The sequence below is a fragment of the Vibrio sp. 10N.286.48.B8 genome (assembly GCF_003050085.1).
GTDB lineage: Bacteria > Pseudomonadota > Gammaproteobacteria > Enterobacterales > Vibrionaceae > Vibrio > Vibrio crassostreae.
Window position 1 is genome coordinate 144278 of the sequence record NZ_PIGD01000002.1, and the last position, 18266, is coordinate 162543.

The 18266-nt window shown below is 41.4% G+C and carries 18 protein-coding genes; 16 read left to right on the forward strand and 2 right to left on the reverse strand.

Annotated features, from left to right (window positions below; translation table 11 throughout):
- Positions 1-223: 223 nt before the first annotated feature.
- Positions 224-1912, reverse strand: a complete 1689-nt coding sequence (locus CWO08_RS03185) for an AMP-binding protein (RefSeq protein ID WP_108019870.1) — start codon at positions 1910-1912, stop codon at positions 224-226.
- Positions 1913-1995: 83 nt separating this feature from the next.
- Entirely contained in the window at positions 1996-2739 is a 744-nt protein-coding gene (locus tag CWO08_RS03190) for an AraC family transcriptional regulator (protein WP_108019872.1), read from the reverse strand.
- 194 nt (positions 2740-2933) lie between these two features.
- On the opposite strand from CWO08_RS03190, the gene CWO08_RS03195 reads away from it, so the two are divergent.
- The 16 genes from CWO08_RS03195 (at position 2934) to CWO08_RS03270 (ending at position 18249) form a co-directional block, all read left to right on the forward strand.
- Entirely contained in the window at positions 2934-3104 is a 171-nt protein-coding gene (locus CWO08_RS03195; RefSeq protein WP_004734461.1) for a Flp family type IVb pilin, read from the forward strand.
- A gap of 157 nt (positions 3105-3261) precedes the next feature.
- Entirely contained in the window at positions 3262-3792 is a 531-nt protein-coding gene (locus CWO08_RS03200) for a prepilin peptidase (RefSeq protein WP_048658136.1), read from the forward strand.
- A gap of 37 nt (positions 3793-3829) precedes the next feature.
- Positions 3830-5179, forward strand: a complete 1350-nt coding sequence (locus CWO08_RS03205; protein ID WP_048658135.1) for an ATPase AAA — start codon at positions 3830-3832, stop codon at positions 5177-5179.
- A complete protein-coding gene (cpaB, locus tag CWO08_RS03210) occupies positions 5172-5921 on the forward strand; it encodes a Flp pilus assembly protein CpaB (RefSeq protein WP_048658134.1) in 750 nt (249 codons plus the stop codon). The genes CWO08_RS03205 and cpaB overlap by 8 nt, the downstream gene beginning before the upstream one ends.
- An 8-nt stretch (positions 5922-5929) precedes the next feature.
- Positions 5930-7384 (forward strand): type II and III secretion system protein family protein, encoded by a 1455-nt coding sequence (locus CWO08_RS03215; protein WP_108019874.1) that lies wholly within the window; start codon positions 5930-5932, stop codon positions 7382-7384.
- The gene (locus CWO08_RS03220) at positions 7347-7643 is read left to right on the forward strand and encodes a hypothetical protein (protein ID WP_170930205.1); all 297 of its coding nucleotides are present in this window, start codon (positions 7347-7349) and stop codon (positions 7641-7643) included. The genes CWO08_RS03215 and CWO08_RS03220 overlap by 38 nt, the downstream gene beginning before the upstream one ends.
- Before the next feature lie 16 nt (positions 7644-7659).
- A complete protein-coding gene (locus CWO08_RS03225; protein WP_108019876.1) occupies positions 7660-8925 on the forward strand; it encodes a pilus assembly protein TadG-related protein in 1266 nt (421 codons plus the stop codon).
- Between the two features lie 2 nt (positions 8926-8927).
- Positions 8928-9356, forward strand: a complete 429-nt coding sequence (locus tag CWO08_RS03230) for a TadE/TadG family type IV pilus assembly protein (RefSeq protein ID WP_048615566.1) — start codon at positions 8928-8930, stop codon at positions 9354-9356.
- Positions 9356-9853 carry a TadE/TadG family type IV pilus assembly protein gene (locus CWO08_RS03235; RefSeq protein ID WP_282450489.1) on the forward strand — a complete coding sequence of 166 codons (498 nt, stop codon included), beginning with the start codon at positions 9356-9358 and terminating at the stop codon, positions 9851-9853. Before CWO08_RS03230 ends, CWO08_RS03235 begins: the two co-directional genes overlap by 1 nt.
- Positions 9854-9879: 26 nt before the next feature.
- Entirely contained in the window at positions 9880-11100 is a 1221-nt protein-coding gene (locus tag CWO08_RS03240; RefSeq protein WP_048605611.1) for an AAA family ATPase, read from the forward strand.
- 33 nt (positions 11101-11133) lie between these two features.
- Positions 11134-12585: a CpaF family protein gene (locus CWO08_RS03245; protein ID WP_048664540.1), complete on the forward strand. Its 1452-nt coding sequence runs from the start codon at positions 11134-11136 to the stop codon at positions 12583-12585.
- A 9-nt stretch (positions 12586-12594) separates the two neighbouring features.
- Entirely contained in the window at positions 12595-13560 is a 966-nt protein-coding gene (locus tag CWO08_RS03250) for a type II secretion system F family protein (RefSeq protein ID WP_019824860.1), read from the forward strand.
- Between the two features lie 3 nt (positions 13561-13563).
- Positions 13564-14535, forward strand: coding sequence for a type II secretion system F family protein (locus CWO08_RS03255; protein ID WP_102432813.1), 972 nt, complete (start codon positions 13564-13566; stop codon positions 14533-14535).
- The gene (locus CWO08_RS03260; protein ID WP_054542903.1) at positions 14532-15536 is read left to right on the forward strand and encodes a lipopolysaccharide assembly protein LapB; all 1005 of its coding nucleotides are present in this window, start codon (positions 14532-14534) and stop codon (positions 15534-15536) included. The genes CWO08_RS03255 and CWO08_RS03260 overlap by 4 nt, the downstream gene beginning before the upstream one ends.
- An 18-nt stretch (positions 15537-15554) precedes the next feature.
- The gene (locus tag CWO08_RS03265) at positions 15555-17336 is read left to right on the forward strand and encodes a hypothetical protein (protein ID WP_108019878.1); all 1782 of its coding nucleotides are present in this window, start codon (positions 15555-15557) and stop codon (positions 17334-17336) included.
- Entirely contained in the window at positions 17329-18249 is a 921-nt protein-coding gene (locus CWO08_RS03270) for a glycosyltransferase family 2 protein (protein WP_048658128.1), read from the forward strand. The genes CWO08_RS03265 and CWO08_RS03270 overlap by 8 nt, the downstream gene beginning before the upstream one ends.
- Positions 18250-18266 lie beyond the last annotated feature (17 nt).

Below are 18266 nucleotides of genomic sequence, written 5' to 3' on the forward strand. Positions count from 1 at the left end.
GTTGGGTTGGCAGATTTGTTACTCAGGCACTTAAAACTATTGATAAAAATAAGATGAGGAAGGTGACTAAATCGAGACAAATTATTTGCTCGGAATCGCTAAGTAGCCGAATGAGAGATGATATCGGTTTGGATAATGAGAGTAGTGATGCTGCGGATTATACTAAGTACTTATAATTTGAGCTTACAAAAAAGGAGCCGTAATGGCTCCCTCTCGGTTTTGATTATTCTTCCCAAACCACCAATTTATCTTTTGGCCAGTTATGTCCGATTTCATGGTATTTCTGCTCAAGAATATGTCGCTTGATTTTGAGAGTAGGGGTTAACACGCCATTCTCAATGCTCCATGGTTCCTTAATCATCAGTACACCCTTGATCTTCTCATGTGAGCCGAGCTGCTCGTTCATTTTCTCGATAACGCGCTTTGTCGTTCTCTCATAACGAGCTCGGTCAAAGTTAGGGAAGTCATGCGGTACCACCAGTAGGATTGGGCCTGGTAGACCAAGACCTATCAAACACATCATTTCTACGCGGCTGTACTCAAAGAGTTTATTTTCGATAGGCACAGGAGCAACGAACTTACCTTTAGCGGTTTTAAAGGTATCTTTCTTACGTCCACGAATCGTTAGGTAGCCTTCGCTGTCGATATCACCAATATCACCGGTATGCAGCCAACCTTCTGAGTTAAAAGACTCTTGGGTTGCAATGTCATTCTTGTAGTAACCAGAGAATAGGCCTTTGCCTCGAACCAAGATCTCTTCGTCTTCTGCAATCTTAAGTTCGATTCCTGGGCCTGCATTGCCAACCGTACCAATTTTATCGGCTCTGAATGGATAGTTGAGCGTGCTATAGGCGAAAGATTCTGTCATGCCCCATGCCTCGGTAATGTGCAAGCCAACACTCTCATACCATGCCAGTAGAGCGGGTGATACCGGAGCTGAACCACATCCAAGAACACGAGCTTGATCTAATCCTAAACCGTCAGCCAGCTTCTTCTTAATGATGTTGTTGATAAACGGAATCTTAAGTAAGAAGTTCAGTTTCTTCTGCGGCAATTTGTCTTGGATTCGCTGCTGGAACAGCGTCCATAAACGAGGAACTGAAATAAACAGAGTAGGACGATGCATTTTCACATCATCAATAAACGTGTCTAAAGACTCAGGGAAAGCCGTGACCACGCCACCCATGACTGAAGAACCAAAGATGTAAACGCGTTCTGTAATATGAGCAAGTGGTAGGTAAGAAAACAGGCGATCGCCGGGTTGGATACCAATATGGTCGATCAGTCTTTGAACTGACCATGTAAAGGCGCCGTATGTAAGCATTGCCCCTTTTGGTAATCCAGAGGTGCCGGATGTATACACTAATGACATTAGCTTGTCGTCGTGATGTTGAGGACGTTTGGTGGATGGTTCATGCGTATCGATCAGCTGTTCAAATGTGTGTTGGCATTTGGCAGCCGTATCGTATGGTAGAGAGATGCTGATCAAGTTCGGATTGTCATCCAATACCTTTTGGGTAGCAGCCGGATCATCTAGCTTACCTGCAATCACTATTTTACTTTCACTGTGCTCAATACAGTATTGGATGGTGTCTGCACCAGCTGTTGGAAAGATTGGGACGCTGACAAAATCTCCTAACATCATGGCAAGGTCGCAGATGAACCACTCTGCACAGTTTTTCGATACGAGAGCGACTCGATCGCCCGGTTGGGCGCCGAGCCCTTCTAGTGCTGACGCCAGTTTCAGTGCTTTGTCGGCTACTTCTTTATAAGTAAATTCGACAAATTGGCGGTTAATAATCTGTTTCAAATAGACTTCGTTTGGGCGTTCTTCTGCCCATTTTAAAATCATGTCATTGGGTGTAGGGAGAGCTGTTGCTTGTTCTTGGCTAAACTCGTTAGGCTGAATCATTGTCTAACTCCATGTTTTTCGCTAAGTTATTTTTGTTAAAATCATGTTAAATGTACCATGATTTTTTCTTTTAGGGAGTAAAATTAGCGTTTTCTGTTATCTGTGCAGGCACGCCTGTAACTTGCTGGGGTTACACCAGTCCTTTTCTTAAAAATTCTCGAAAAATACGACACATCCTTGTATCCACATTGATAGGCAATTACAGCAATTTTTGACTCGGTATCCGCCTCAATCAACTTTTTAGCTAGTAGAACTCTTTTGTCACAAACAAAGTCTCTAAAGCTTACCCCAAAGTGTAGATGAAACTTTTTCGAAAAGTAGGTTGTTGAACAATGGCACTTCTCGGCGATCTCCGTTTCTCTGATTTCTTTGTTTATGTTATCCATAACATAGTTAACAACCTCAGAAGTAAACAATTTGGTAGGCAGTTGATTGTTGTTATTTATGTCTCTGTCGAGATCGAAGTGAGGTTCGAAGATATGCTGTGTTTTACGCTTAAGTTCTTCGAATGTACTGGTCAGATGATTGCTGTTTGTTTCGATAATGAAAAATATATTCTTATGATTTCGAACGATATTAGGTAACTGGTCCGAGCAAATAATGACTATTCGCTTGTTCAAGTTTTCACAAATAGATAATGCCATTGTAAGTAGTTGAAGTTTATCCGGTCTATTCAAGATAAAAAATACCAGTCTGACATCTAAGTTACTGATTATAGATATATCTTGCTTATAATTTTCAATGGGGAAGTAGTGGTTTATTTTATTGATAATAACAGAGTTAAATTCACTGTCTTTATCTGATAATAAAGGTGTGACTACTTTCATATAAATACCAACTCTATTTCATATTCAACTTCGAGTTTAAAAATAGATAAATTAAGATGCGTAATAATTAGATTAGAAGTACCACAAAAAAGTGCAAGTAAATGGCAAGAAAATCCTAACCTAATATATCTCTCACCTCTAGATTTAGTTTACAGGTAAACAAAGCCTGATACGTAAATCAAGGAGAGGTTCTCATGGATAAGTTTTTGAATAATTGTAAAGAATTCATGAAAGATGAAGAAGGGTTGACTGTAATCGAGTATGTAATCGGTGCAGCTTTATTGGTATTAGGTTTAACAACCGTATTTTCTGGTTTAGGGACTACACTGGCAGCTAAACTCAATACAATCGTCAATGGTTTATGATCGAAAAGGAGTGAGACAGCAAAGAGGGCTGACTTCGGTTGCCTACATTATCGCTGCTGCGTTACTTGTCATTGCTATAGGATTGGTTTTTTCTGGGATGGCGACAGCCTTACTTAGCAAAATCCAGAGCATTTTTTCGAGTGTATGAATTGAATATATGATTAATGAGCCTTCAGTTTTTTGGGCGTTGCTAATTGCAGTTTCGGTATACGATGTTGAGAAACATCGTATACCAAACAAAATATTGATACTGTTTTTGTTTGTGTACTTTTTATCAATGTTTGACCGCAATTACACCTTTGATGTTTTTTTAATGTCCTTAGTTGGATTCGTGGTGTTTTTTTGTTTTGGATTACTCTTATATTTTTTAAGAGCTATGTCTGCAGGAGATGTGAAGCTATTAGGTATTGTAGGGATGTATCTTGGGTGGGGACAACTACTTGATGCATCGTACTTTATCTTACTTTCTGCTGGAGTGATCGGGACTTTCTACTTGCTATATAACTTTTCCAACTCGAACAGTCTTAGTATCAAAGGCTATTTTGAAAATAAGCTAATTGTGCTTGGTGGAGTAGCACCAGTATCAAATGAAAGTACTAGTTTGCACGCTAGGTATTCAAATAAGGTGACGATGCCTTTTGCACCCTCTGTTGTCATGGGATTAGCGATGTATAGCTACTTTACTTAAACCTGTTGTTGGTTAGCTTTGTGGAGAGGAATAATATATGGATATTATAGGGCGTACTGCTCCAACAACTTTGAAGCCTCAAATTTCAGCCCCGGCCGTTCCTACATCTATTGATATGTTGGGTGTTCCTGAAGTCGTTATTGAAAACCTCGTACTCAAGCATTTGTCTGCTTACCCTAAGTCGGATGTATTAGAACTCTCTAATTATATGTGTGTTGTCACCCATATTGTGGAAAGTGCTCTGGCCGTTTTAAGGAAGAAGTCGTTAATTGAGGTATTTCAGCCTACCTCAGATCTTTCTCTATCATCAGTATCCCATAGTCATGTCCGTTACTCCCTTTCTGAGAAAGGGCTGGAAGAAGCTGATCTTGCCTTTAAACGTGATGCTTATTTAGGCCCCGCACCTGTTTCACTTACCCAATATAGTGATGTTGTAAAGCAGCAAGACCTGAGAGCAGAGCTAGTGACTCGGCCACATGTCGAAGCAGCACTGGATGATGTATATGGTGTCGATAAAATGATTTCAGTGCTAGGGCCTGCAATCAATTCTGGACGTGCTTTGTTGTTATATGGGCACGCTGGTACAGGTAAAACATTTGTCGCGAGCCGTATTGTGAATGCTTTGCACACCTCTGTATTTATTCCTTATGCAGTCTATGCATTAGGTAACATTATCAAGGTGTTCTCGGCGCAACATCATAAACCGTTGGATAGTAACGGCAGCGATCAAAGTATTTCCCTCAAAGATCAGTACGACAAGCGTTGGCTTAATTGTGAAAGGCCAAATATCCAAGTTGGGGGTGAACTGACAATGGATATGCTTGAAGTTAATCATTCAGAAAATAGTCGAGTTTGGTTAGCACCAGTTCAAATGATGGCAAATAATGGGATTTTTGTCATTGATGATCTTGGTCGTCAGCCCATGCCGGTGGATGCGCTTCTTAACCGTTGGATTGTACCGATGGAGTACTCATTCGACTATTTGTCGCTGCCTAATGGTCAGCAGATAACGATGCCATTTGTATTAACCCTTGCCTTTTCTACCAATCTAAACCCCAAGAAAATAAGCGATCCTGCCTTTTTACGTCGTTTAGGTTACAAGATTGAATTCAAGCCACTTAATCAGCGAGATTATGAAGCTTTATGGATGAGCGTCGTTGCTGATAAAGAGGTCGAGCTTCAAGACGGATTTTTTGAGCGTTTGTCTCAAATGCACACGCTGCTTAAGGTGCCACTTTTCCCATGTTTACCGAAAGATCTCGTTGGTATAAGCAAAGATATTCTTTCGTTTGAGCAGCTACCACCTGTTATCACATTCGATATTCTTTCCATGGCATGGGAAGTTTATTTTACCTCTGATGGACACGAGGAAGAGAATAATGAATAAGAGTCAAGTTTTCCTACTGTTTTTACTGTCCGTAGTATTCGGCTTAGCGGCTGTATTTTTTGCTAAGCAGTGGATGGATGATCAAGTTCAGCCAACCGTTGAAGTTGAAACGGTCGAGCGTCACCCCGTTGTTGTCGCATCACAAGAAATTGAAGCCGGAACTATTATCGAGGAGCAGTTTTTAACCACCAGATTGATGGAAGTTGATTGGATTAATGAAAATAACTATTCGGATAAAGCAGAGCTTATTGGCAAGGTTGTTGCGAATACTGTCTATGCGGGAGAGGTGCTTCACAAGTTACGATTTACTGTACCAGGAGAAGGGTCAACGCTTGCAGCTCTTATCCCTGAAAATAAACGTGCGGTAACGATACGTGTTGATGATGTTATTGGTGTGGCGGGTTTCTTATTACCGGGTAACAAGGTTGATATTCTCAATACCGTTTCTTACGGAAAAAATTCTGCAGCGACTCAAACAGTATTAAAAGACATTAAGGTTTTGGCTGTCGACCAAACGGCTAAAACGAAAGAAAACAGTCCGATTATTGTACGAGCGGTAACACTTGAGATGACGCCGAAAGAGGCAGAGAAACTTCTCACGGCTAAAAGCAAAGGCGATATTCAGCTGACTTTGAGAAACCCACATGAAGTTGAGAAAAAAGTGGTTCGTCGATATGTGCCTAGACCAAGTGTCACCATTATCAAAGGTACAGAAACATCTAATGTGCGCGTCAAGGATTGAGGTGAAATATGAGAATATTAATTGCGTGTGTTTTGAGCCTGATTTGTATTTCGACGGCCAGTGTTGCGGCGTTACAAACGGGAAAAACAGTCACGGTTCCACATCATAAATCTACGCATGTCGTGCTGTCGGGAAAGGCGGCGAAGGTTTCTCTTGGTGATCCTGAAGTTTTAGATATTGTAATTTTAAAATCAAATGAAGTGTTTCTAATTGGTAAAAAATTAGGTGCGACAAACCTAATGGCTTGGGACTCTCGAGGTCGGTTGATTGAGTCTATTAACATTGAGGTTACTCATGATCTTAATAGCCTCAAAGCTAAATTATATGAGTTCCTTCCTGATGAAACTATCGAAGTGCACAGTGCGCAGAACCGTCTATTATTGAGCGGTCAGGTCAGTAACCAACAACAAATGAATGTGGCGATGCGAATCGCAGAAACCTATTCGTCAGGGCAGGCTGCTGACGCATCAAAAGAAAGTGGAAGTGAACAAGCTGCAGCGACAGGTGTTATTAATTTGATGTCGATCGGAGGGGCTCAGCAGGTGATGTTAGAGGTGACGGTTGCTGAGGTTCAAAGAAGCTTGGTAAGAAAGTTTGATGCGAACTTCCATTTCTTCCAAACCAGTGGATCTGACTTTTCTTGGGGGGCGTCTTCAGTCCCTGCCGGTGTGTTAGGTGCAACCCCTATTTTCAATATTCCTACCTCTACTGATTACGGTATTTTAGGTTCTTTCATTGATAGTAATACATTGTTTACTTTCGCATTGGACGTAGCAAAACAAAATGGTGTGGCAAAAGTCTTGGCTGAACCGAACTTAACCGCGCTAAGCGGTTCAAAGGCTGAGTTTTTAGCGGGGGGAGAATTTCCCATTCCGGTGCCTGACGAAGATGGTATTACCATTGAATATAAAGAATATGGTGTAGGTTTAAAGTTCATCCCCACGGTACTCAGTGACAAAAAAATCAACCTAAACTTAGCGGTTGATGTGAGTGAGATTGCCAATAGTAGCTCGTTAACGATTGATCCTGGTACCACCAATGCGACTTACTTTATCCCTCCTATTACCCGAAGAAGTGCATCGTCGACGCTTGAGTTAGCCGACGGTCAAACCATCGGTATTGCGGGGTTGTTGAGTGAGAATGTTAGGGACATCAGTAACAAGATGCCAGGCTTTGGCGATGTGCCGATTTTAGGTCAGCTTTTCAATAGCCAAGAGTATGTATCTGGTGAGACAGAGCTCGTTATTCTTGTTACTCCTCGACTCGCTAAACCTATTGACCGAACGAAAGTGACGTTACCAACTGATGCCTTTGTTGATCCTAATGATTTGGAATATTACTTGTTAGGCCGAAGCGCTTACATCGCTGAACCGTCTGAATCTGAATCAGAACAATCTCAAGCTTCACAGGATATATCACCGACCGATGGTGGTAGCGAAGGCTCATTTGGGCATGATTTATAAGGGGATAGATATGACTAAAATAATGATGATCTTTCTCACAATGTTATTGGTTGGCTGTGCGAACGATGCTCGTTTAGGGCACTCGGTAGCACTAGTGAAAACAGAGCAAACGTATAACCCTAATGCGACCCAAGAGAATTTACTCGAAGTACCTGATGGTACAGGGGAGCGGATGCAGACTGGTTACGACAGATATGTTGGCAGAGGTGAAAATGATCTGTCCGGAAGTAGTAGCCAGATCTTAGAAGATTTTAACTAAATCTGGAGGTACTCATATGTTGTATCGAGTATCACAAAGCCCTAAAAAACAACAAGGCTTAGTTGCGGTGATGATTACCGCTGCCTTGCTGGTTTTTTTAGCTGTCTCAGCGCTAGCTGTAGACATAAACCATATGGTTGTAAATAAAACGCGCTTACAAAATGCAGTCGATTCTGCAGCGTTGGCTGCCGCAACCATATTAGACAATAGTAAAGATAAAGATGCTGTAGACGCAGAAGTGGGTACGGCACTCAATGCCATGGCGGCTTCAACTGGGAATCAAGAAATTGATTTCTCTACTGCTTCTATAAACATTGATTATTCCAATGATCCACAGGACTTCACTGGCAGTGCAACTTTTAGTGCAAATAATGATGTTTATGTGCGTGTTCGTGTAGATGCACTAGAGATGGATGAATTCTTTATTCAACTGTTTGGCCTTGAAAAAGTGGTATCGGCAAGTGCTGTTGCAGGTCCGAGTTCAGGCCTAGCTTATAATAATGTTGTACCCATTGGGGTGTGTATTGGTGATGGCACCTCAGATAACGACATTTCTCCAGAAGACGGCTTTCATGATGTGACAGGTGAAGAGATAGTTAATGTATTTGGCTATGAGGTAGGGACGGTTCATGCCTTGAAGGTGGGAGATAATAGCTTATCTGAAATGGGCAATGGTAATTACCACCTGTTGGACTTTGGTTCCGGTGGTAAAACAATCAAAGAAGGCTTAGGTGGTAGTTATGATCAGCCAGTTAAAATTGGTGAAGATATCACAACCAAACCAGGTGGTACGGTTGGTCCGACAGGTGATGGTTTGAATACTCGTTTTGGTGATTATGGCGGTGGCTTATCGGCATCCGATTACCCTTCTGATTATGTGACCACAGAACCTACCAATGAAATAACGATTGACGCCAATACCGGAGAGATAACTTTCGACGAGAGCTACGATTACGCTCAATATAAGTTAGATACTAATGCTTGTATAGCAAGTGGCGGTTCTGGATGCGCATCTAATGGTGTTGCTTGGCGCAGAATTTTACCTATACCTATGGTGGATTGCTCAGGTAAAAGTGGTGGTGCAACTGACTTTACCGTACACAAGATCGGCTGCTTTTTCTTGTTGCAAAAAGCACCAACTAACAACTCAGGTACACCCGCCGTTTTTGGTGAGTTTATACATTCTTGCAGTGTCACTGGTGGCTCTGGTAGTAATCAGTCGACAACCGAAGGGGCTTACAGGATTGTTTTGTATAAGGATCCTGATAGCGGGGAGTCGTAATTATGACACTATCTAATAAACATCAACGTGGTTTTGCTGCTGTAGAGATGGTCATTGCGACCCCCGTGTTATTGTTTTTTTTGGGTTTGGTGATCGAGCTTGGCAATGTTCTGATTCACTACAATGTTATCTCTAAATCTGTGCAAAATGGCGCACGATATGCTGTTAGTGAGGTTTACGATACTAAAGGTGGCACTATTGCACCAACTTTGGAGATTCAAAATGTGGTGGTTTACGGTCAGAGCAGCGTGGGGACGGCAGTACTATCTACATTGACGACATCAGATGTAACGGTAACACCACCCTCTATTGACAGCTATGTGCGAGTCAGCGTGACGTATGACTATGTGCCGCTGTTTTTGTCTATTCCTTTATCCGCCACAAGTTTTTCTATTCCGTTAAGTGTGACTTCAGTGATGAGGGTATTGTGATGAAAAGGCTTAAAAGACGAACCAAAGGGCTTGCCATTATTGAGTTCACTTTAGTCTCATCGTTAATTTTTCTACTGCTCTTTCTCATTTTAGCGTTGGGTGCCTATATATTTTCGCTGCAAATGGTCAGTGAGGCGACTAGGAAGGCCGCTAGGTTAGCGACGGTATGCTACGTCCTTGATAGAGATAATATTGCGGGAATGGTGGTGAATGATATTCCTCTGGTTGGGTTTACTAATGCGAATTTAGAAGTGGCGTACTTAGACGCGAGCGGGGGAGAGATTGCTTCTGATTTTGAAGCGAACTTTGGTGATATTAAATTTGTGCGTGCTAGGGCTACGGGCTATGGCATTCAGTTAATCAGTAACCTAAGCTTTCTAGGAAATAATGGATTTCTTGCAGCCCCTGCGTTTGAAACAATACTACCAGCAGAAAGTTTGGGAGTGGTGAGGCCTCAAACTGAAACTAGCCCTAATATATGGAATAGATGCCCATAAGCGGTTATTTAAAAGGAGATAAATGTATGGGGGAAGCGATCAAAATAACGCCGAATGAAAACGATAAGGATATGACTCGTTTAAGAACGAATCTAAAGGTTTGGTTAGTCCATAGTACTGACGGCTTTCACTCGCATATGAGTCAAGAGCTAAAAAAATGCCGAAATGTTCATGTGACGTCGTTTTCTCTTGCGGCAATGAGTGAAGAGTACTTAAAAAGTGCGGATGTTCCAGAGCTTATTTTCGTTGAAGCTCACGGGAATTGGGCGCAAAAAATGGTTGAGTTGCAAGGGTATGATTTGTCTTTAGAAGACAAGGACCTGTCTTTAGTTGTGCTCGGTGATGAAAGTGATAATGGGTCACTAAAAATCGCACTGCGTTTAGGAGCTTCAGATTTTTTGTCTCACAATGTGACCCTATCAGACCTACTGCCACTCTTGAAGAAAACGGCCTCTGAAAAGCTTGAGAACTCCAGTTACGGAGAGTTTATCTTGTTTTTGAACACCAAGGGAGGGATGGGAGCAACCACCTTAGCGTTAAATACTGCCATTGAAATGGCCACGCAACATCCTAACGAAGTGCTTTTACTCGATATCGATCTTCAATTTGGCGTGATACCTGATTATTTGAACATAACCCCCACTTATAGTGTTTCGGATGCAATCAACAGTTCTAATGATTTGGATGAAATGTCTTTGGGGTCATTGGTAAATAAACACGAATCGGGTCTCCATGTTCTAAGCTTTAAGCATGAAAATAACGCAGATGATTTCGAACAGGCTCAGAAAATTGGCAGATTACTTCCAATTCTGCGTCGTTTTTACCCTTATGTGATCATTGACCTGTCTAGAGGCTTAGACCACGTGTTTGCATCAGCAATATCACCTGCGACGAAAGTGCTTTTGGTTTTGCAACAAAGTTTAGTCTCAGTCAAAAACACCAGTCGATTAATTAAGTCTTTGAAGTTTGAATATGGCCTACAAAGCGACTCAATAGAGGTCATTCTCAACCGTTATGAAAAGCGACATTCAATTAAGTTAAAAGATGTAGAGCAGGCGGTGGGTAATCACAATATACATCTTATGCCTAACGATTTTAAAGTTGCGCTGGAGAGTGCCAACTTGGGACAGCCCTTAGTTCAGTCGAGAAAGAAAAGCTCTATTACTCGCTCTATCATCGATTTGTCTCATGTTCTATCACCACCAGAACAAGAAGAGAAAGGGTGGCTGAAAAAGTTGTTTTCATAATGGGTTGATGAAAAGTAAACACGAGGGATTGTGATGTTCTTTAAACGAAAAAATGTAAATCCAGAGTTTGAAAAAAAAGTAGAACAGATTTCGCATGATTCAGAAGATGCCAATCCTGTTGACCGTTTATCCAATGTGGAGGCGTCTAGTCACTCTCGAAATACGGAAGCGAGCGTTGAAAAGGAGAAGGCGATTGATGAGGCTCGAAAGGTTTTAGAGCAGGAGCTCTCAATCAAACACTTCTTTCATAAGCAGCTGCTGGAGACCCTAGATTTAGGATTACTTTCTAGCTTGGAGAAAGAGCGCGCTAAGCTCGATTTACACGAAGCCATCGTACAGTTAATGGCTGAAGATGGTAGCCATGCATTGAGTGCGGAAGGGCGCAAGCGGGTTATCAAGCAGATAGAAGATGAGGTTTTTGGCCTTGGTCCGCTAGAGCCTTTATTAGCTGATCAAACCGTGTCAGATATATTGGTCAACGGCCCTAAAAGTGTTTACGTTGAGCGAAGAGGTAAACTCGAAAAAACGCCCTATACTTTTCTTGATGACCGCCATCTGAGAAACATTATCGACCGCATCGTAAGCCAAGTAGGGCGCCGCATAGATGAAGCGTCACCTATGGTAGATGCGCGCTTAGTTGATGGTTCACGTGTTAACGCAATTATCCCGCCTCTCGCACTTGATGGTCCTTCCGTTTCTATCCGTCGCTTTGCTGTTGACCGTTTGACTATGGATAACTTGATTGACTATGACTCAGTGTCTCCTCAGATGGCTAAGTTTGTCGAAGCTGCGGTTAAAGGTGAATTAAATATCTTAATCTCCGGAGGGACTGGCTCTGGTAAAACGACAACACTGAATATTTTTTCTGGCTTTATTCCTCGAGATCAACGAATTATTACCATAGAAGACTCGGCGGAATTACAACTTCAACAACCTCATGTAATTCGCTTAGAAACCCGCCCTGCCAACCTTGAAGGGAAGGGAGAAATTAGCCAGCGCGAATTGGTTAAAAATACCTTACGTATGCGACCTGATCGAATCGTGGTCGGGGAGGTACGTGGTAGCGAAGCCGTTGACATGCTAGCGGCGATGAACACGGGTCATGATGGTTCACTTGCCACCATTCACGCAAATACCCCCCGTGATGCCTTGAGTCGTGTCGAAAACATGTTTTCGATGGCTGGGTGGAACATATCAACCAAAAACTTACGAGCGCAAATAGCTTCGGCTATCCACCTTGTTGTTCAAATGGAACGCCAAGAAGATGGTAAGCGTCGTATGGTGAGTATCCAAGAGATCAACGGCATGGAAGGTGAGGTCATTACTATGTCGGAAATTTTCCGTTTTCAGCGTAAAGGTATTGATGAAGATGGCAATATTATCGGTTATTTCACGGCAACGGGAGTTGTGCCTCAATACCATGACCAGTTAGTCAAACGGGGACTCGACCTGCCTTTCGAGCTCTTTAGTGAGACCAAAGGTTAAGGAGAGATTATGGACAATGTAAGCGTTTCATTAGGCCTATTGTTTATCGCAGTGCTTTTTATTTCCCAAGCGTTGTTGTTACCTGCTGCTGGTAAGAAAGCGAAGCATAAAGAGCTGTCTCGTCGCTTGAAAGAGACGCAACGTAATATCGATGCAGAGAGTTTGTCATTACTCAAAGAGCACTATAACAAAGAACTCTCCCCGCTGGATCGTAAGCTCATCGTTATCTCTTTTTTCGCGGGCTTGAAAAAAATGTTGGAACTGGCAGGTATGAAAGTGGCATTAAGCCGATTCTTACTGATTATTTCTCTTTGCGCTGTATTGCTCTCATTGATATCGATAATGACCAACCAAGTGTGGTTCATAAGTGTCGCGGCATTCATTTTCGTTTGGGTTATTGCTTACTTGTTTGTGCAAAACCGAGTGACTTACCGAATGGCTCGATTTGAAGAACAACTTCCTGAGGCGTTGGATATTATTCGACGTGCCTTACAAGCAGGGCAACCGCTCGTTCAATCATTTAATGAGGTTGGCGAAGAGCTTCCTGACCCAATAGGTACCGAATTTAAGAACACCTATAACTTACTTAATTATGGTTATGATTTACGTCTAGCGATTTTACAGATGACAGAGCGAGTACCCACTGTATCAATGTTGGCTTTTTCTAGTGCCGTAATGTTGCAAAAAGAGACTGGGGGTAATTTATCTGAGAACCTGCAAAAGGTATCAGAAGTACTTAGAGCGCGTTTTAAACTGGAAAGGAAGGTAAAAACACTCTCTGCTGAAAGTCGCTTATCAGCATGGATTTTAACATTATCCCCTTTTGGTTTGTTTTTCGCATTACGGGTGGCTAGTCCCGAATATATCGAGCCACTTTATAAAGACCCACGCGGTTTATCGATGGTCAGTGTCGGTATTATTCTTTTGGCCATTGGGGCCTTGTGGATTAAAAAGATCATCAGCATAGAGATTTAACTTATGGAACTACTCAATATTGAAGTCTGGAAGCAGATGTTAGAAGAGTTTGGGATCAGCTCTCAGGTGGTTATTTATGCGATGATTTTGCTCACTACTGTCTTGTTTACATTGACTGTTGGGTTTCTGTTTTTAGGAGCTCGATCTCCTTTAGACAAGAAGCTAAGACAAATATCTGAAGAGGGAAGTGTTGGTGGCCGCAAACCCTATGATTTCTCAAATACGCTTGAATCATTAAGCCCTTTTATAAGTAAAGGTAACAAAAAGGATAATGAAACTTACTCAGAAAAGCTGATGCATGCTGGGTTCCATGAGAAGAGTTCATTATCAGTTTTCTATGCGTTGAAGGTTTTATCTAGCTTAATAGGTATCGTCGCTGCTTTTATGATCTATTACATATCGTTGGGTGGAGACTACAATAACTTACTCATCATGACCTGTGTTTTTCTTGGAACGTTTACGCCAAATATTGTACTGAGTAAGTTACAAAAAGAGCGTCAGAAAAAAATAAGAAACGGTGTCCCTGATGCACTAGATCTTCTTGTTGTATGTACTGAATCTGGGCTTGGTTTTAATGCGGCTCTTGGTCGTGTTGCATCAGAGCTCTATGTCTCTCAGCCGGAGCTCGCGGATGAACTAGAGACTGTATTTGCTAAAATCCAAGCGGGCGTCACTATGCCTGATGCGCTTAGGCAACTTATCGAACGAACCGGTTTAGTGGAATTGGAAGGCTTGGTTTCTTTGCTTTCTCATGCATCGAGAATGGGTGGAAGCTTAGCTCAAACGCTCCGTGACTATACTGAAGATTTTAGAGATAAGCGACAGCAAGCCGCTGAAGAAATTGCGGCGAAAATACCGACTAAAATGTTATTCCCTATGTTGATATTTATTTGGCCTTGCTTTTTCATTGTCGCACTTGGCCCTGGACTCTTGATCGTAATGGACGCATTAACTGCGCCGGGAGCAAGTTTATGATGTTATACAATAAGTTTCTTCTACTACTATTGCCAATTTTGCTACTTGGTTGTGCTTCTTCCGATGAGCCAACCAATCAGTTTGATGCCGAATTGTATTCCGGCAAACCAATCGATACTTTGACTAGTGATGATCCACCGCTTAATGAAAAAGAAGCGATCATGCGCGGTGACATTGCTTTGCGTGACAATAATATAGACTTGGCGTTGTATGAATATATACGTTCATTGTCTTTCCCTGAAAAAGAGTTTCACGATAAAACGTTGTTCACTATTGGCCAAATACATTCGTCTCGCGGTAATTATGCGTTGGCCGAAAGAGCTTACCTTGCAGCGCTAGATTTTAACCCCGCCCACACTGAAGTGTTGGAGCAGTTAGGCGTTCTATACACCAAACAACGTCGCACAGATGAAGGACGTAGTTATTTCTTTAAAGCGATTAATTCAGACCAAGTTCGTTTAAAAAGCAGTGAAACTATCCAAAACTACCAAGCATTGAACCAAAGTGAAGTGGCCAGTTTGAAGGTCGATAGTATGTCTCCAGCGCTAGCTTATATGGGGATTGGTGTACTGGAAGATGTTGACGGAAAGCATCAGATCGCACAAGAGTACTTTAAAAAATCACTGACGATAGACAAAAGTTCAGTCAAAGCTTTGTTGAATATGGGCTACTCCCACTACATGTACGGTAACTACAAGGAAGCGTATCAATACACGCGTTCAGCCTTAGAGTTAGAGCCGAATAATGAAAAAGCTCAGAATAATTTGGCGCTTATTTATTTAGCCTCTGGGGATATTAAAAAAGCAACCAACGTATTCATGAGGCATATGGAAGCTCCGGAGGCATTGAATAATGTCGGCTACTTCTTGATATTACAAGGAAAGCCCGATCAGGCGGTTCCATATTTACAGCAAGCTATCGATAAAAAATCATCTTACTATAAAGTGGCTAATGAAAACTTGAACAGAGCACTAGCGGAAGTGAGAGAGATGGAACAATAGGAATTTGATTTTGGCTCAATGAAAAGGATATTCATATTGCCTAAAAGCGAAAGCTTTAATAAAGATATCATTGTAATTTCTGCCCTTTGGCTAGTTTGTGCCACAGTGATCTTTATTTACAAATGGGAGAGTGTTTCAGCTCTTAACCTGAATGACAATGACGATTATATGCGTTTTGTTCAGTTTCAGGAGTGGATGAGGAATGGTCATTGGTACCTAGAGCCAATGAGTAACTTTAATGCCGATGACGGTATTATTATTCATTGGTCTCGATTTCCTGATCTAATGCTCTCTTCAGTCGCTTTCCCATTGATATTTATGGTTGATGATAGCCTTGCTTATACTATCTCGATTTCTATTGTCCCTTTGCTTTATTTATTGTTCTTCGCATTATCGTGCTTTTACCTATGCGAACGTTTCTTAGGCGCTAAGTACCGCTTTATCAGCACGATGTTTGCTATTTTTTCTCCTGCGATAATACACTTCTTACCTGGTTCTATTGACCATCATAATGTTCAACTTATTTTGGCAACGCTCTTCTTATCAGTAACACCGACTTCTATCAACAACCTAAGGCAATCATGGCGAGTGTATGCTCAGGCCGTTTTCGTGTCTCTATCTCTATGGACTGGGATGGATAATGTTTTGTTGTTTATGATTTTCTTAATTATTTATACTGTGTATTACTGCTTCGTTCGTGACGAGTGGTTTAGTTATGTCTCTAAGTTATACGTAACTTGTTCGATTTTTGGAGCTTGTGCTGTTTTATTAAATAGGCCTTATGATGAGTTCTTTGCTTTTAAATATGATGAAATCTCATTTATTATCATCATTCTTTTTTTTAGTGGTTGGGTGTTTGTTAATGCTTTCAACTTATTGAATAATAATAGAAAAAACTTAACTCAAAGGTTTTTATTGTTTGTTTTTCTTGGTTTGTTGTGTTTACTTCCGGTTGTTATTCTTTACCCCTCACTGACTAGTGCTTTGTTTATTGATTACCCACCGATATTAAAGCTGTATTGGCTTGATCAAGTTGCCGAAGCTAAATCTGTCGCAACATACATAGCAATGAATGGCTTTTTTTCAGTGGATAATTATTTGTTGCTATTAGTTCCCGCAATGTTGTATCCATTCTTTCGAAATAAAAACCCACACTGTGCAATCTTGTATCTCATTTTTATGTTTAATTTAGCCCTTGCGATGTTTTGGCAGATTAGAGTGATGAGGTTGTGTTTTGTTTTGGCGGCACCTTTTCAAGCATATTTTGTAATTAAAGTGTCTGAATACGTTAGGTATTCACTACTGAAAATGCTGATTATTTTCTCAGGTACTCCATTGGCGTTAGCGTTTGTCATTCTCGCTTTATCTCCAGCAGAGGAAGTGACTACCAAACTTGATAAGACCGACAAGTTACCAGTCATCTTTAAGGTGCTGAAAGATAACGGTATCAACTCTCATACAATTCTTTCAGGAATAGAAACAGGTGCACCTGTATTGGCCAAAACGAACAACACTATAATCGCCGCGCCTTATCATAGAAATATTGTGGGTAACCAATTTTTAATCGAAGTGATGTTAGAAGAGGACATGCTTCTAGCAAGGAACAAAATAGTCGATAAAAAGGTTGATTATATATTGATCGGTAATGACCCTCATTTAACTCTTCTAAAGGACTCTGGAAGCGAGGACTCTTTAGTTAGGAGACTTCATGGGGATAATATTCCGGCTTGGTTAGACGTTACATATGATGGAATTGAGGATGGTTATCGAGTTTTTAAAGTAAGGAGTGAGCATGAATAAACAGAAAGTCGCAGTATTACTCCCATGTTATAACGAAGCCGGAGCCATTGGTGAAACGGTCACGTCTTTTCAACAAGCCTTACCTGATGCATCCATTTATGTTTATGACAATAATTCAACCGACAACACGGTCAACGAGGCGTTACAAGCAGGGGCGATTGTGCGACATGAGCCGCGCCAAGGTAAAGGGGAGGTTGTGAGGCGGATGTTTTCTGATATCGACGCCGATATCTATGTGATGGCTGATGGTGATGATACCTATGACGCCTCAATATGCCCCGAGCTGATCGACCAACTAAATAATGAAAAGCTCGATATGATCATTGGCAGTCGCGAGCGAACTTCAATGGCTTATCCCAAGGGACATATCCTTGGGAACAAGATGTTTTCATCTCTGATTAACTTAGCATTCAATGCGCAATTGAATGATGTGTTTTCTGGCTATCGAATTATGAGCCATAGATTTGTCAAAACCGCACCTATCTTCAGCGATGGTTTCCAGATAGAAACAGAACTTACCGTGCATGCGTTACACCATAATATGTCAATCAAAGAAGTCTCGACTCAATACCAATCTAGACCTGAAGGGACTACCAGCAAACTGAACACCTTGAGCGATGGTCTCAAGATTCTAAATTTTATCTTGTTCTTATTGAGAGATGTAAAGCCGATGTTTTTCTTTGGCTCTCTCTCGATATTGCTAGGTTTTATTTCATTGATCTTGGGTATCCCCGTCATTGTTGATTTTGTTGATACAGGATTGGTTGAGAGGCTACCTACAGCTGTTTTGTCTAGCTCAATAGCTTTGATCGCGGTGATGTCTTTTTTCTGCGGTTTGATACTCGATAACGTATCACGAGGTAGGCGAGAGATGAGAATTCTCTCTATTTTAAGATTTAAGGACGATGAATGACTTAGCTGAGATATTTG